Raw genomic sequence first — 14,463 nt, 5'->3', positions numbered from 1 at the left:
GGAAATAAGTGTAGAAGATTTTTTTAATTCTACAACTTTCTCATGAGTTCAGGTGACCTGCCAATAAAGGGGGGTGCCATAAACCTCGACAAAATAATCGATAACCGCACGTACTGTTAAAGGCGGATGTCGGGTGTTGGGATAAATCACGGCAATATGCTGCGGCCCGGCATTAATTGTAGGGTGATAGTCAGCTAATAGCTCAACTAATGTTCCCTGCCGCAGGCAGCTGCCCACCATCCAGTCCGGAAATAACACAATTCCCATGCCGCCCAGCGCAGCGGTAAGCAGCGTCTCAGCATTATTTGAGCTGAGGTGGGCCGCTACCGGGTAGTGCACCCACTCGCTGCCCTCGGCGTTAAATAGCCAGCGGTTAGGGCCGGAGGAGCCACTGTAGACCAGGCAGCGATGCTGATTCAGTTCCGCTGGCGTCTGCGGCACGCCGTGTTTTGCTACGTAGTCCGGTGACGCGGCCAGGTAGTAGCGCTGGGTGCCTAAAATACGCGCATGAAAAGAGGAGTCGGTTAGGGTGCCAATGCGAAAGATCAGATCGGCAGCGTCGCGATGGGGATCGATATAGTCGTCGGTCTGGTTCAGCTCAATCTGTAGCTGCGGATAGCGCGCCACCAGGTCGCTGAGCCAGGGAGCGATATGGTGCTGACCAAAGAACACCGGGGCATTGATACGCACCAGCCCGGCGGGCACGGCGGCGCGGTTTTGCAGCTCCGTCTGCGCGCTGTGCATGTTTTCCAGCATGGCGCGAGCGTGCACCATAAACAGATGACCCGCTTCGGTAGGGATCACCGCCCGGGTATTGCGATAGAAAAGCTGCTGCCCCAGCACGTTCTCCAGCTGGATCACAGTGCGAGAGATCATCGAGGCGGAGACGCCCTCCCGGCGCGCCACTGCTGAAAAACTCTGTTTATCGTAGACGGCAACAAAAAAGCGCAGCGCGCGCAGAGTGATCGAGCCTGTATCGTTCATTAGTGCAGAACCTGCAAAGGTGTTTCCCGCATTATAGCGTTTTTTAATATTGAAGGTTGCTTTAGGCTGCTGCGCTTCTGTTCTTAAGGGAGACGTAGTCATGCAATTCTTACTGATTTTACTGGTGATCGTGGGCGGCATGGGGCTGTCGGTAGAGGCTGGCATTCTCGGCCCGCTGGGGGGCGAGGTAGGGCACCTGTGGGCCACCTTTAGCATCTTTGGCGTCGGGGCCGCGCTCACCTTCCTGCTGATGCTCTTCTTCAGCCCGCGCACCAGCCCCTCCTTTTTCAGCCAGCCCGGCTGGCAGCTGCTCGGCGGTGTGCTCGGCCCGGTTTACGTGGTGATCCTCACCTTGGCCGCGCCGATTGTTGGGGTAGCCATGTGCATGATCGGCATCCTGGCCGGACAGGTGTTTAAAAGCCTGGTGATCGATCACTTTGGACTGTTTGGGACCGGGCGCAGACAAATTGATGCAAAGCGCCTGTGGGCACTGGTTTTCATCATCGCCGCACTGGCGCTGGTGGCAAAAGGATAACGAACAATGATCCTACTGATGATTATTCTCTCCGTAGTGGGCGGCGCACTGTTAAGCGTGCAGGCCGCGATCAACGGCCAGCTGGGCAGCAAGGTAGGCGTGTTTCGCAGCGCGTTTCTCACCTTCTCGGTAGGAGCGCTGATTACCGCCCTGCTGATCTTCTTCTTCGAGACAAAGCATGCGGTCACCCTGCTGGAGGTGCCGAAGTGGCAGCTGCTCGGCGCGCTGCTGGGCGTACCCTATATCGTGATTATGGTGCTGGCGGTGCAGCGTATCGGCACGGCGGTGGCCACCGTGGCGGTGATCTTCGGCCAGCTGGCGATGAGCATGCTGATCGATAACTTTGGCTGGCTGCATAACGAGGCGATCCCCTTCTCCGCTACCCGACTGGGGGCAGTAGTCTGCCTTGGAATTGCCCTCTGGTTTATCTACTCCGGCAGTAAAAGCCAGGCGGAAGAGTAGGATCCGGCCGTATTGCACCATCACATAGCACTGCCCAATTTTGGGGCGCACTTTTCGCCTGCTGCGCTCGCAGCAGGCACCGTTTGCGGGCGTTAGCGCCTGGCATAGCTTTTGCACTGTTCTATCCAGAAGGCAGCGCAACACAACGTATCTGTACAAAATGGCTGGCTAGGGTTCCGGTTCATCGCTGATGAATGCTGGTCCGAGAGCTGGCGACCTCTCTGAGGTTACACGGCGGGACAAAAGCCCGGGAGACAGCAGCACCAGAGGGTGTCGCGCTGCTCCCTGTTTTTGTGCCAACCCGAGGTCAGATAATGAAAAAACGTTCCTTTCTCCGCACGCTTGCTCTGTCGCTGGCCCTGCTTACCAGCGTTCCCTCATTCGCGGCGGCTAAAAAAGAGTTCAACGTCTGCTGGACCATCTACGCGGGCTGGATGCCGTGGGGCACCATCAGCAGCGAGAAGATCATCGACAAATGGGCGAGTAAGTACGGCATCAAAATCAACGTCGTCCAGCTCAATGACTATATCGAATCCATTAACCAGTATACCGCCGGTCAGTTTGACGGCTGCACCATGACCAATATGGATGCGCTGACCATTCCGGCCGCAGGCGGGGTCGATACCACGGCGCTGGTCCTCGGCAGCTACTCCGAAGGCAACGACGGCGTGGTGCTTAAGGGCGAACGCAAAAAGCTCGCCGACCTGAAAGGGATGAAAATCTACCTGCCGGAGCTGTCTGTCTCCCACTATCTGCTGGTGCGCGGTCTGGAGAAGGCCGGGTTGCAGGAGCGTGACGTGACGGTGGTGAACACCTCCGATGCTGACATCGTCTCTGCGTTCGCCACCGATGACGTCCAGGCGGCGGTGGCGTGGAACCCGCAGCTCTCCACCATCAAGGCGACGCCGAAAACCACCGAAGTATTTAGCTCTACCGCCGTACCGGGCGAGCTGATCGACATGATGGTGGTCAATACCGAAACGCTGAAGGATAACCCGGCGCTGGGCAAGGCGTTGACCGGAGCATGGTACGAAATGATGGGCCTGATGAAAGCCCAGGATGCGAAGGCGCTGAACGCCATGGCGGCAGCCTCCGGCACCGATCTGGCGGGCTACCAGGCGCAGCTAAAAACCACCCATCTCTTCTATACCCCGGCGGATAACCTCGCTTTCACTACTTCGAGCGATCTGGCGAAAACCATGCAGCGCGTAGCGCAGTTCTCCTTCGACAAGGGGCTACTGGGTGATGGGGCGCAGAGCGCGGACTTTATCGGCATGGCCTTCCCAGGCAACGTGACCCAGGGCGATGCGGGCAACGTCAAGCTGCGCTTTGACGACAGCTTCGTGAAGCTGGCCGCCGACGGCAAACTTTAAGACTAACGGAGCCTGTGCATGCGACAAATTAACCGCCACCCACAGCCTGGTATGCGCCTTATGCTGGTGCTGCTGCCGTTTGTCCTGTTGCTGGCGGCCTACTTTCTTGGCTCCGCGGTACGCCTTGAGGCCAACCCGCACGACAAGCTGCTGCCGGGCCTCGACGGCATGCTGGCCGCCATTGATCGGATGGCTTTCACGCCGGACAGGCGCAGCGGCGACTACCTCTTCTGGCTGGATACCCTGGTGAGCCTGGCGCGCCTGCTCACCGGGCTGGTTATCGCCTCGCTGATCGGGCTGTGCATCGGCATCACCGCCGGGGTCTTCCCAATGTGGCGGGCATCGCTGTCGCCCCTGATGACCGTGCTGTCGATGATCCCACCCCTGGCGATCCTACCGGTGCTGTTTATTGTCTTCGGTCTTGATGAACTGTCCAAGATCATGCTGATCGTTATCGGCATTACGCCGATGCTGGCCCGCGATCTTGAGCACCGGGCGCGGGAGATCCCGCAGGAGATCCTGATTAAGGCCCAGACGCTGGGGGCCAGCAGCTGGACGCTGGTCCTGCGCGTCGTACTGCCGCAGCTGCTGTCGCGCCTGCTTACCTCTCTGCGGCTGCTGCTCGGATCTGCGTGGCTGTTCCTGATCTCCGCCGAGGCGATCTCCTCCACCGCCGGGCTGGGCTACCGCATCTTTCTGGTCCGCCGCTATATGGCAATGGACGTCATCATTCCGTACGTCGTCTGGATCACCCTGCTGGCCTGGCTGATGGATCTGGCGCTGCGGGCGCTGCACAGAACCTGTTTTCCCTGGGCGGAAGGAGGGAAGGCATGAGCTTTATCGATATCAACAACATCTGGCAAGAGTACGGCAACCACGTGGTGCTGGAGCGGGTCAACCTGCAAATCCAGCAGGGGGAGTTTTGCTCCATGGTCGGGGCATCGGGCTGCGGCAAATCAACCTTCCTGCGCCTGCTGCTGGGCCAGGAGCGCCCCACCCGGGGCAGCATTACCCTTGACGGCCAGCCGCTGGCGGCGGAGCCGGATCGCAGCCGTGGCGTAGTGTTTCAGCGCTACTCGGTGTTTCCGCACCTTAACGTGCTGGATAACGTCGCTATCGGCCTCGAACTGCCGACCAGTCCGCTGCTAGGCCGCCTGTTCGGCAGCCGTAAAAAAGCGGCCCGCGAACAGGCGGCGCAGATGCTGGAGAAGGTCGGTCTTGGTCATGCCCTGACTAAGTATCCAGCCCAGCTCTCGGGCGGGATGCAGCAGCGGTTAGCCATCGCCCAGGCCTTCATTATGCAGCCGCGGGTGCTGCTGCTGGATGAACCGTTTGGCGCGCTCGATCCGGGCATCCGCAAGGACATGCACGCTCTGCTGCTTCAGCTGTGGAGCGAAACCCGGATGACCGTTTTTATGGTCACTCACGATCTCTCCGAGGGGTTCAACCTCGGCACGCGCTTGCTGGTTTTCGACAAGGTGCGCATCGACCCCCACGAGCCGAACGCTTACGGGGCGCGGATCACGTACGACATCCCGCTGAACGAGGCGCGCATGGCGGAGGTCATGACCCCGCCGCCCGCTAACGTCATTTCTTTAAGGAGCTAATTCGATGACGCACTCTCTGCATACCGCAACCGCCATTCGCGAGGAGACCGTTCCCGGCGGCGGTCACGCCTCTTTTATTCTCAAGCGTGGGCAGATCCTGCGCCTCACCGACAGCGAGGGCGGGGCGAACGTCAGCATGATGATGCTCAACGCTCACGAGAAGAGCGAGCGTCTGAACCTGCCGGATACTCTCAAGGGCCAGCACACCGCCAGGCTCACCGCCGGGCACTGCTTCTACTCCGACATGGGGCGCGTGCTGGCGGGCATCGTGGCGGATACCTGCGGCTGGCACGATCCCTTTGGCGGGGTGCTGAACGCCGAGGAGACCGCCGAGAAGTATGGTCAGGGCCGTTATCAGGAGCTGCGCAACGGCTTCTACCGCAACGGCATGGATAACCTGCTGGTGGAGATGGGCAAATGGGATCTCAATCTTGAGGATCTGCTGATGGTGGTGAACTTCTTCAGCAAGGTCAGCGTTGACGAGCAGGGGGCCTTTACCTTCCACAGCGGCTTCTCAACGCCGGGAAGCTATGTCGAGCTGTATGCCCCGATGGACACTCTAATCGTCCTGACCGCGCTGCCACACCCGATGGATCCGCAGCCCGAGTACGCCCCGCGTCCGGTGGCGCTGGGCTGGTTCGAGGCCACCGACAACGAGGCCGCCGTTAATGCCCTGCTGACCCGTCCCGAAAACGGTCGCGCTTTTACCAACACCCAGCTGTTTGCCCTGTAAGGAGCCGAAAAATGTCTCTTGTTGAAAGCCAAAAACATCCGGCAGAAGCGGTGTTCCGCCATACCATTCCGGCGGGTGAGCACTACCTGTTTGAAGTGAAGAAGGGGCAGACCCTGCGCCTGCACGATCTCGAAGGCAACCAGGCCATCGATACCCTGTTCTATAACGCCGATAACCCGCGCGAGCGCTACGATCCCCAGCGCACCCTACGTCGCCAGAACAACGCCTACCTGACCACCGGGAGCGTGCTGTGGTCGGGGCTGGGCAATCCGCTGCTGACCATCGTGGCCGATACCTGTGGCCGCCACGACACCCTCGGCGGAGCTTGCGCCCAGGAGAGCAACACCGTGCGCTATTCGCTCGACAAGCGCTACATGCACAGCTGCCGGGATAACTTTCTCTGCGCCTGCCTGCACGATGGCCGTCTGCACAAGCGCGATATCGGGGCCAACATCAACTTCTTTATGAACGTGCCGGTAACGCCGGAGGGTGGGCTGACCTTTGAAGACGGCATCTCCGCTGCGGGTAAGTACGTTGAGCTGCGCGCGGAGTGCAACGTCATCGTGCTGATCTCCAACTGTCCGCAGCTTAACAACCCGTGCAACGGCTGGAATCCGACCCCTGCGGAGGTGCTGGTATGGAACTGAGCCGCCTGCGCCTCATGCTCTACCGCCTGTTTACGGTAAGGGCCAATCGCCTGACGCTTGACAATAAGCCGCAGAAATAACTGCCTTTTCCCCCTGGACGACCAGGCGGCGAGATTATTCCCGGCGGGACGACCCGCCACGGTTCGGGTCTGGATCATGTTTACTAAATTACTCATTGCTAACCGGGGCGCTATCGCCTGCCGTATCCTGCGCACCCTGCGGGAGATGAACGTGAAAGGGGTGGCGGTCTGGTCGGAGTCCGACGCCAGCAGCCTGCATATTCGCGAAGCCGACGAGGCGATCAGCCTGGGCGAAGGCCCGGCGGCGCAAACCTACCTGCAGGTGGAAAAGATCCTCGCCGCTGCCCAAGAGAGCGGGGCGCAGGCTATCCATCCCGGCTACGGCTTCCTGTCGGAAAATGCCGCCTTTGCCGACGCGTGCGAGGCCGCCGGGATCGCCTTCGTTGGCCCAACCCCCGAGCAGCTGCGCATCTTTGGCCTGAAACATACCGCTCGCGCGCTGGCGAAAAGCCACGGCGTGCCGCTGCTGGAGGGCACCGAGCTGCTGGCCGACGTCGCGGAAGCGCTGGTCGCGGCAGAAAGCGTCGGCTACCCGGTGATGCTCAAGAGCACGGCGGGCGGCGGCGGGATCGGAATGCGCGTCTGCTACAGCCCGGCAGAGCTGGCGGAGGCCTTCGATGCGGTGCAGCGGCTGGGGAAAAATAACTTCAGCGATGCGGGCGTTTTTATTGAGAAGTACATTGAGCGCGCCCGCCATCTGGAAGTACAGATCTTTGGTGACGGTGAAGGAGAGGTGATTGCGCTCGGCGTACGCGACTGCTCGGTGCAGCGGCGTAACCAGAAGGTGCTGGAGGAGACCCCCGCCACGGCGCTGCCTGAGGGAATGGCCGAGGCGCTCTGCCAGGCGGCTATCGAACTGGGCAAGGCGGTGAGCTACCGCAGCGCCGGCACGGTGGAGTTTGTTTACGACAGTAGCGCGCAGCAGTTCTACTTCCTGGAGGTCAACACCCGGTTGCAGGTCGAGCACGGTGTCACCGAGCAGGTGTGGGGCGTGGATCTGGTTCAGATGATGATCGCCCTGGCGGCAGGGGATCTGCCGCCGCTGGCCGAGATCGCGGCTGGCTTAAGCCCGTGCGGGCATGCGATCCAGGCCCGCGTCTATGCCGAGGACCCGGGCCGTGAGTTCCAGCCCTCGCCGGGCCTGCTGACCAACGTGAATTTTCCGCAGCAGGATCGCACCACGCTGCGGATCGACACCTGGGTAGAGTCCGGCTGCGAAGTACCGCCGTTCTTCGATCCGTTGCTGGCTAAGATCATTACCTACGCCGCTACCCGCGACGAAGCCATCGATCGGCTGGACAGCGCGCTGGAAGAGACGCGCCTCTATGGCGTAGAGACTAACCGCCAGTACCTGCGGCAGATTCTGCGCGACGCGCCCTTTGCCAGCGGCCAGCCGTGGACCCGCTGCCTTGAGAACCTGAGCTATCAGGCGGCGACGCTGGAGGTGGTCAGCGCCGGGACGCAAACTACGGTGCAGGACTATCCGGGACGGCAGGGGTACTGGGCGGTGGGCGTCCCGCCATCCGGGCCGATGGACGATCGCGCTCTGCGCCTTGGCAACCGTCTGTTAGGCAATGCCGACGATGCGGCAGGGCTGGAGATCACCGTCAGCGGCCCAACCCTGAAGTTTAATACCGATGCGGTGGCGGTCGTCACCGGCGCAGCGATAAGCGTCGAACTGGACGGCCAGCCGCAGGCAATGAACTGTACTTTCTTCATTCGGGCGGGCACCACGTTAACCCTGGGAGATACCCTGGAGGCGGGCGTGCGCAGCTACCTCTGCCTGCGCGGCGGTCTCGACGTGCCGGACTATTTAGGCAGCAAGAGCACCTTTACCCTCGGCCAGTTTGGCGGCCACGCCGGGCGCGCTCTGCGCACCGGAGACGTGCTGCACCTTGCGCCGTTAACCGATACCCGCTGCGGCGCGGCCCTGCCTGCGGCGCTGCATACGTCCCTCGGGACGGTACGCGAGCTGCGGGTGATCTACGGCCCGCACGGCGCGCCGGAGTACTTTACGCCCGAGTGGATCCCGACCTTTTTTGCCACCGAATGGGAGGTGCACTTCAACTCCAGCCGCACCGGCGTGCGCCTGATTGGCCCGAAACCGGAGTGGGCGCGCGACAGCGGCGGCGAGGCGGGTCTGCATCCCTCAAACATTCATGACAACCCCTATGCCATCGGCGCGGTGGACTTTACCGGCGATATGCCGGTGATCCTCGGCCCGGATGGCCCAAGCCTCGGCGGCTTTGTCTGCCCGGTGACGGTCATCGAGGCGGATCTTTGGCAGCTCGGCCAGCTTAACGCCGGGGATCGGGTGCGCTTCGTACCGGTGGACATCGACACCGCCCGCCTGCTGGCGCAGGGGCGCAGCCAGGAGCTGGCGAGCCTGCAACCGGTGGCAATCAACTGGCAGATGCAGCCGCTCACCTCGCCGGTGGTGATGGAGACCGGCGCGGCAGACAAGCGGCTGGTGGCGCGCCTCTCGGGTGATACCCATCTGCTGCTGGAGATTGGCGATGCCGAGCTGGATCTGGTTCTGCGCTTTCGCGGCCACGCGTTGATGCAGGCCCTGGAGGCGCTGGCCCTTGACGGGGTGATTGACCTGACGCCGGGCATCCGCTCGCTACAGGTGCACTATCAGCCGGAGGCGTTGACGCTGTCGCACCTGCTGGCGATCGTACGCGAAGTGTGGCACTCGGTATGTCAGCAGGAGGATCTGCAGGTGCCGTCGCGTGTGGTCTGGCTGCCGCTGTCGTGGGACGATCCGGCCTGCCAGAAAGCCATCGACAAGTACATGACCACCGTGCGCCGGGATGCGCCCTGGTGTCCAAGCAACCTGGAGTTTATCCGCCGCATCAACGATCTCGACAACATTGACGAGGTTTATCGCACGGTGTTTGACGCCAGCTATCTGGTGATGGGGTTGGGGGATGTCTATCTCGGCGCGCCGGTGGCGACGCCGCTCGATCCGCGTCACCGGCTGGTGACCACCAAATATAACCCGGCGCGCACCTGGACGGCGGAGAACTCGGTTGGGATTGGCGGGGCGTATCTCTGCGTCTACGGCATGGAGGGGCCGGGGGGGTATCAGTTCGTCGGACGCACGCTGCAGATGTGGAATCGCTATCATGCGGTCGAGGATTTTGGCGGCAAGCCGTGGCTGCTGCGCTTCTTCGACCAGATCCGTTTCTACCCGGTCTCTGCCGAAGAGCTGCTGACCATTCGCCGCGATTTCCCGCTCGGACGTTATCCGCTGCGCATTGAGCAGAGCACGCTGCGGCTGGCAGAGTACCAGCAGTTTCTGACCGAGGAGGCGACCAGCATTGATGCCTTCCGCCACCATCAGCAGGCGGCGTTTAATGCTGAAAGAGAGCGCTGGGTGGCCTCTGGTCAGGCGCACTTTGACAGTAATGACGCTATGCCGGAGGTGGGTGACGATGCGCCGCTCCAGGCGGGTCAGCGTGGCATCGACAGCCCTATTGCCGGTAATCTCTGGCAGGTGCTGGTCAAGCCGGGCGACAGGGTCAAGGAGGGGGACGTAATGGTGATCCTGGAGTCAATGAAGATGGAGATCCCGTTGCGGGCCACCTGCGATGGCATCGTGGATCAGGTTCGGGTGCAGCCGGGATCGTCGGTGCGGGCCGGGCAGTGCGTGGCGGTGGTTAACGCCGAGCGCGCCGTGGTTTAGCGCACGCGGGCGCTCTTCGGCGGGCTGGCCTTCAGCGGGGCGTTAACCGGCATCTCGTCGGCCCACTGGGTGGCTGAGGACATCATCTCAGCCACCATTCCGCGCGTCAGCCCCAGTCGGTAAGCATGCTGGCTGGCCTCCTCCCACTTCCGCTGCTCGTACAGCTCGGCCAGAGCAACAAACTGGTGCAGCAGACCCCGGTGCTGTTGCAGGGCCATGCGGACGTCCTGAGAAATCACTACCTGCCCAATCAGCTCCTCCAGCGGGATCTCGAATACGGCATCCAGCAACGAGAAGAGTCCCACCATGAACGCGTCGTTGGCCGAGACCCTGCCACGCAGGCGGGCCGCCGCCAGCTCGCAGAACTTGGCGCGGATCAGGCTTTGATAGTAGGTTTCATTGGTTTTAACGTCTTTCATCGAGCTGAGGCAGGTGACCAGCACAAAGCGCCGCAGCTCTTTGGCGCCCAGATAAACCACAATATCCTTCAGCGAGTGGCTGCGCGTCCCCTTAATGCCCCGGGTGTTATAGAGAATGTTCTGCGCATAGCGCATCACCTTATAGGAGAGGGCGACGTCGTGCTTGAGCAGATCCTCGATACGCTGCAAATTGGGCGCATCGGAATTCACCTCCTGAATCAAATTCAGAGAGACGATATGGTTCTGCACCAGCTTATTGCTTTTGTAGACCACCGGCTTGCTAAAGAAATAGCCTTGAAAAAGGGTAAAGCCGGCGTTTTTAAAGAGTTCGTATTCGTCGAAGGTTTCGATCTTTTCCGCCAGCAGCAGGGTATTTTTCAGCAGCGCCTCGCGACACAGCAGGTAGTCCTGAATTTCCGGCCAGCTATTTTCTCGAATATCGAATTTGATAATGCTGATGTAGGGAATAAAGATATCCCAGTCGCTGCTGAGGGAAAAATCATCCAGCGCAACGCGAAACCCTTGCTGATGCAGTCTTTTAATAGTGGCGAGTAGGGCCCCGGTCGGCTCGGCAGTTTCAAGGATCTCAATGACCACCCGATCTTTAGGCAGCGTTTCCGCCAGCCCCTGGAGCAGCAGTTCATAGGGAAAGTTAACAAATACCGTACCCGACTCTTTCTGGCCGTCGCTGGGCGCACCAAAGAATTGCTCTTCAATGAGCTGGGCGGTGGCGTGTTCAGGTGAAACGTTGGGGAAACGGTTAGCCATACTGTCCCGGAACAGGAGCTCGTAGCCAAAGGTCTGCAAATTTTCATCAAAAATCGCCTGTCTGGCGACAAAAGAAAACATTCTCTATCCTCACCCCAGCGCTTTAGCTTGTCACTATGCCGCGTAATGCGCGGGCTGACTAATACTTTTCACAAATTATCCCTTATTTGTAAAGTTTCGTCACAAAAAAAGTGTGTCTGTTTATCTTTTAAAAACAGTTGCTTGACAGGTGGGGTTATTTTTAGAACTAAGAGAAGGGCGGGAAAATAGAGCGCGCCGCTCAGGCCAGAGGCCCGAACGGCGCAGAAACTGCAGTTACGCGGTCTGCCAGGAAGATTTCACTTCTTCCGAGTTCTTGTTGAGAACCACGTTGTTACCGTCAACTTTTTCAACCCAGCTTAGAGGGATATAGTGGTGCACACCGCCAGAAGCCGAATCACTTTTTGCCAGTTTGATCTTGTCTTCGCCTTCGAGGTGGTCAACGGTGCCAACGTGGGTACCACAGCTGGCGATAACCTGAGCGTGTTCACGAATTTCACTTTTATTAACCATACATCCTCCTTTGTTGTGATGAAGTTTGAGTATAGTCGACGTTTTTAACTCTGCAGGGCAGAACAATCTGAACTCTTTGAGCCGCTCGTGCAGAAGATGTATTATAAATGCCTCTTTCTTCCCCCAGGAGCGTCTTCTATGGCTGGCCCTCGCATCGCCCGTGAAAAACTCACTATCCGCAGGATGATTGCCCTCTATCAGCGCGGCGCGCCCGCTGCCTCCACGGAAGAGGGGCACTACGATGCGCTCTTTGCCTATGCGGAAAAACGCCTGGATAAGTGCGTATTTGGTGAGGAGAAGCCGGCCTGTAAGCAGTGCCCGGTGCACTGCTACCAGCCGGCGAAGCGGGAAGAGATGAAGCAGATTATGCGCTGGGCCGGGCCGCGTATGCTGTGGCACCACCCGATCCTCACCGTGCGCCATCTGATTGACGATAAGCGCCCGGTGCCGCCGTTGCCCGAGAAGTATCAGCGCAAGAAATAATTTATCCCAACATCGTTTTATCAATGCCCAATCTTTTCATCCGTGAGAGCAGGGTGGTGCGCTTGAGGCCCAGACGCTGGGCGGCCCCTTTCGGCCCGGCGATGACGCCGTTGGTCTCCCGCAGCACCCGCAGGATCAGCTGCGTTTCCTCTTCACCGTCCTGGGCGACCGCTACCGGCGTGGTCGCGGCAACGGCAATCTCCGGCAGCGACAGCTGCAACACGCTGCCGCGCGTAAGTAGCACCGCCCGCTCAATCACGTTCTCCAGCTCGCGCACGTTGCCCGGCCACTCCATGCTGGAGAGGGTGCGCAGCGTTTCAGCAGGGATGCTGTCGATATTGCGTCCCAGCCGCCGGGCGATTTTAAAGGTGAAGGCCTTCACCAGCAGGGGGATATCCTCCGGACGCTCACGCAGGGGCGGGATATGGATCGGGAAGACGTTGAGCCGGTAGTAGAGATCGCTGCGGAACTCGCGATCCTGCACCATCTGCCGGAGATCCCGATTGGTAGCGGCGATCAGCCGGACGTCGGTCTGGATCAGCTTGTTGCTGCCGAGGCGCTCAAACTCCTGCTCCTGTAACACGCGCAGCAGCTTGGGCTGCAGCTCCAGCGGCATATCGCCTACCTCGTCCAGGAAGAGCGAGCTTTTATCCGCCAGCTCAAAGCGTCCGATGCGCTGGGCGCTGGCCCCGGTAAAGGCCCCCCGCTCGTGACCAAAGAGATCGCTCTCTAACAGGCCAGCAGGCATCGCCGCGCAGTTCATCTTGACCATCCGCCGCGTGTTGCGGCCGCTCAGGTTGTGGATCGCCCGGGCGATCAGCTCTTTGCCGGTACCGGTCTCGCCGAGGATCAGCACCGTGCTGTTGCTCTGGGCCACCATCTCCACCTGCTTGAGGACGCTGAACATCGCCTCGCTGCGGCCAATGATCTCCCCAAACTCACCCTCGACGTTGTTTAGCTGTTCGGTCAGGGCGAGGTTCTCATCCACCAGCCGCTCCTTGAGGCGCTGGATCTCCTGGTAGGCAAGGGCGTTGTCGACGGCAATCGCCACCCGCTCGGCAATCTGACGCAGCAGCTGCAAATTGGCGGTGGTGAAGACCTTCTCCTCACACTGGGCCAGCTTAAGCACGCCCAGCAGATTGTCGCCGGACATCAGCGGCAGCAGGCAGAGAGTCTGGATCTGGTTGCCCCAGGTCTCAAACAGCCGCCGCTCGTAGGGGGCTAGCCGGTCGCGCTCGTGCAGGTTGAGCAGCAGCATCTCTTTGCTCTTAAATACCCGCTCGGAGAGGGTGCCTGTCTCGTCAACCTCGCTCTGCTCGTGCAGGGGTGCACGCTCGTTGAGGTAGTGAGTGGAGTAGATGTTCAGCTTGCCCTTGCGGCTGCTGCGCAGCACGATGCTGATGGCGTCGATATCGAAATAGCGGTGGATCTCTTTGGCAATCTCGCCCACCAGCTCGTCCATATCAAGGCGGGAGAGCACCGCGTTGGTGATGGCAACCAGAATGCGAAAGTTGTCGCGCTCGCGACACAGGAGATCGTAGTCCGGGCCGCTGTCGACCCGGCTCTGGATCTGCTCCACCACCACGCCAACGATCTGGGTGAAGGTGTGCAGGCGCTCCATCTCCTGGGCGCTCCAGGGCCTGTCATCACGGCGGATAAACTCGCAGCCGCCGAAAATCTGCCCCTCTGCCGCCAGCGGCAGCAGTGCGTAGTGGCCAAAGGCGGGGTAGAGATGGCTTTCCGCAAGCTGCGGCCAGGCCGCGCTAAAATCCTGGTAGCTGCAGTGCAGAGCCTGCGGACGAGAAAGAATGCGGCGCACCGGGCCATGGGCCAGGGCGGTTTCATCCTCATACGCCACGGGCGTGCCGTCGGGGCCGGAGGCGTAGTAGCTGGCCCGGCGATCCCCGGCGCGCCAGAGAACAATTCCGGCGCGATCCGCCAGCGCCGCCTCCCTGACCAGCCCGGTCAGGGTCTGTGCCAGCGCGGCGAGATCCGGCTGCTGTAATAGAGTCCGGGTGACATCGAACAGCCCCTGCTGTCCGAGATCGCCCATCGGTGTATTCGACATTGTGCTAATCCAGAAAGGCACCGAACGGGGTGCCAAAAGCCTAATCGTTTTTTATCTTGCCTGC

13 protein-coding genes and 1 riboswitch are annotated in these 14,463 nt (G+C 60.5%); of the genes, 9 read left to right on the top strand and 4 right to left on the bottom strand.

The window, feature by feature from the left end:
• Positions 1-48 precede the first annotated feature (48 nt).
• Positions 49-984, bottom strand: coding sequence for a LysR family transcriptional regulator (locus EV102420_RS00610; RefSeq protein WP_042387721.1), 936 nt, complete (start codon positions 982-984; stop codon positions 49-51).
• A gap of 100 nt (positions 985-1,084) precedes the next feature.
• Here EV102420_RS00610 and EV102420_RS00605 point away from each other — a divergent pair, with 100 nt between their 5' ends.
• From EV102420_RS00605 to uca, 8 genes are all read left to right on the top strand, one after another.
• Positions 1,085-1,519, top strand: coding sequence for a DMT family transporter (locus EV102420_RS00605; RefSeq protein ID WP_042387720.1), 435 nt, complete (start codon positions 1,085-1,087; stop codon positions 1,517-1,519).
• Between the two features lie 6 nt (positions 1,520-1,525).
• Positions 1,526-1,981 (top strand): DMT family transporter, encoded by a 456-nt coding sequence (locus EV102420_RS00600; RefSeq protein ID WP_042387718.1) that lies wholly within the window; start codon positions 1,526-1,528, stop codon positions 1,979-1,981.
• A gap of 157 nt (positions 1,982-2,138) precedes the next feature.
• Positions 2,139-2,237, top strand: a riboswitch (guanidine-I (ykkC/yxkD leader).
• 58 nt (positions 2,238-2,295) lie between these two features.
• On the top strand, positions 2,296-3,354 hold the full coding sequence (locus EV102420_RS00595) for a putative urea ABC transporter substrate-binding protein (RefSeq protein ID WP_042387716.1): 1,059 nt from the start codon (positions 2,296-2,298) through the stop codon (positions 3,352-3,354).
• An 18-nt stretch (positions 3,355-3,372) separates the two neighbouring features.
• A complete protein-coding gene (locus EV102420_RS00590) occupies positions 3,373-4,188 on the top strand; it encodes an ABC transporter permease (protein ID WP_042387713.1) in 816 nt (271 codons plus the stop codon).
• Complete coding sequence (locus EV102420_RS00585; protein WP_042387712.1) at positions 4,185-4,961, top strand: ABC transporter ATP-binding protein; 777 nt, start codon at positions 4,185-4,187, stop codon at positions 4,959-4,961. Before EV102420_RS00590 ends, EV102420_RS00585 begins: the two co-directional genes overlap by 4 nt.
• Before the next feature lie 4 nt (positions 4,962-4,965).
• Positions 4,966-5,694: an urea amidolyase associated protein UAAP1 gene (locus EV102420_RS00580; RefSeq protein WP_042387711.1), complete on the top strand. Its 729-nt coding sequence runs from the start codon at positions 4,966-4,968 to the stop codon at positions 5,692-5,694.
• Between the two features lie 11 nt (positions 5,695-5,705).
• Positions 5,706-6,341 carry an urea amidolyase associated protein UAAP2 gene (locus EV102420_RS00575; protein WP_042387709.1) on the top strand — a complete coding sequence of 212 codons (636 nt, stop codon included), beginning with the start codon at positions 5,706-5,708 and terminating at the stop codon, positions 6,339-6,341.
• Between the two features lie 156 nt (positions 6,342-6,497).
• The gene (uca, locus tag EV102420_RS00570) at positions 6,498-10,109 is read left to right on the top strand and encodes an urea carboxylase (RefSeq protein WP_042387707.1); all 3,612 of its coding nucleotides are present in this window, start codon (positions 6,498-6,500) and stop codon (positions 10,107-10,109) included.
• Here uca and EV102420_RS00565 read toward each other — a convergent pair.
• Positions 10,106-11,377, bottom strand: coding sequence for an EAL and HDOD domain-containing protein (locus EV102420_RS00565; protein WP_042387705.1), 1,272 nt, complete (start codon positions 11,375-11,377; stop codon positions 10,106-10,108). The genes uca and EV102420_RS00565 overlap by 4 nt on opposite strands.
• A gap of 234 nt (positions 11,378-11,611) precedes the next feature.
• The gene (locus tag EV102420_RS00560) at positions 11,612-11,848 is read right to left on the bottom strand and encodes a DUF2171 domain-containing protein (RefSeq protein WP_042387703.1); all 237 of its coding nucleotides are present in this window, start codon (positions 11,846-11,848) and stop codon (positions 11,612-11,614) included.
• Positions 11,849-11,986: 138 nt separating this feature from the next.
• On the opposite strand from EV102420_RS00560, the gene EV102420_RS00555 reads away from it, so the two are divergent.
• Complete coding sequence (locus EV102420_RS00555) at positions 11,987-12,331, top strand: nitrous oxide-stimulated promoter family protein (RefSeq protein ID WP_042387701.1); 345 nt, start codon at positions 11,987-11,989, stop codon at positions 12,329-12,331.
• A gap of 1 nt (position 12,332) precedes the next feature.
• Here the strand turns inward: EV102420_RS00555 and flhA are convergent, their stop codons facing one another.
• Positions 12,333-14,399, bottom strand: coding sequence for a formate hydrogenlyase transcriptional activator FlhA (gene flhA, locus EV102420_RS00550; protein WP_042387699.1), 2,067 nt, complete (start codon positions 14,397-14,399; stop codon positions 12,333-12,335).
• Between the last annotated feature and the right edge of the window lie 64 nt (positions 14,400-14,463).

It is taken from the genome of Pseudescherichia vulneris NBRC 102420 (genome assembly GCF_000759795.1).
Lineage (GTDB): Bacteria > Pseudomonadota > Gammaproteobacteria > Enterobacterales > Enterobacteriaceae > Pseudescherichia > Pseudescherichia vulneris.
This window is presented reverse-complemented; position numbering and strand designations above follow the sequence as displayed.

Excerpts from the sequence above, each read along its gene's own strand:
- EV102420_RS00555 (WP_042387701.1), top strand. The coding sequence starts at position 11,987 with ATGGCTGGCCCTCGCATCGCCCGTGAAAAACTCACTATCCGCAGGATG.
- EV102420_RS00585 (WP_042387712.1), top strand. The coding sequence starts at position 4,185 with ATGAGCTTTATCGATATCAACAACATCTGGCAAGAGTACGGCAACCAC.
- EV102420_RS00610 (WP_042387721.1), bottom strand. The coding sequence starts at position 984 with ATGAACGATACAGGCTCGATCACTCTGCGCGCGCTGCGCTTTTTTGTT.
- EV102420_RS00575 (WP_042387709.1), top strand. The coding sequence starts at position 5,706 with ATGTCTCTTGTTGAAAGCCAAAAACATCCGGCAGAAGCGGTGTTCCGC.
- EV102420_RS00600 (WP_042387718.1), top strand. The coding sequence starts at position 1,526 with ATGATCCTACTGATGATTATTCTCTCCGTAGTGGGCGGCGCACTGTTA.
- EV102420_RS00595 (WP_042387716.1), top strand. The coding sequence starts at position 2,296 with ATGAAAAAACGTTCCTTTCTCCGCACGCTTGCTCTGTCGCTGGCCCTG.
- EV102420_RS00560 (WP_042387703.1), bottom strand. The coding sequence starts at position 11,848 with ATGGTTAATAAAAGTGAAATTCGTGAACACGCTCAGGTTATCGCCAGC.
- flhA (WP_042387699.1), bottom strand. The coding sequence starts at position 14,399 with ATGTCGAATACACCGATGGGCGATCTCGGACAGCAGGGGCTGTTCGAT.
- EV102420_RS00580 (WP_042387711.1), top strand. The coding sequence starts at position 4,966 with ATGACGCACTCTCTGCATACCGCAACCGCCATTCGCGAGGAGACCGTT.
- uca (WP_042387707.1), top strand. The coding sequence starts at position 6,498 with ATGTTTACTAAATTACTCATTGCTAACCGGGGCGCTATCGCCTGCCGT.
- EV102420_RS00605 (WP_042387720.1), top strand. The coding sequence starts at position 1,085 with ATGCAATTCTTACTGATTTTACTGGTGATCGTGGGCGGCATGGGGCTG.
- EV102420_RS00590 (WP_042387713.1), top strand. The coding sequence starts at position 3,373 with ATGCGACAAATTAACCGCCACCCACAGCCTGGTATGCGCCTTATGCTG.
- EV102420_RS00565 (WP_042387705.1), bottom strand. The coding sequence starts at position 11,377 with ATGTTTTCTTTTGTCGCCAGACAGGCGATTTTTGATGAAAATTTGCAG.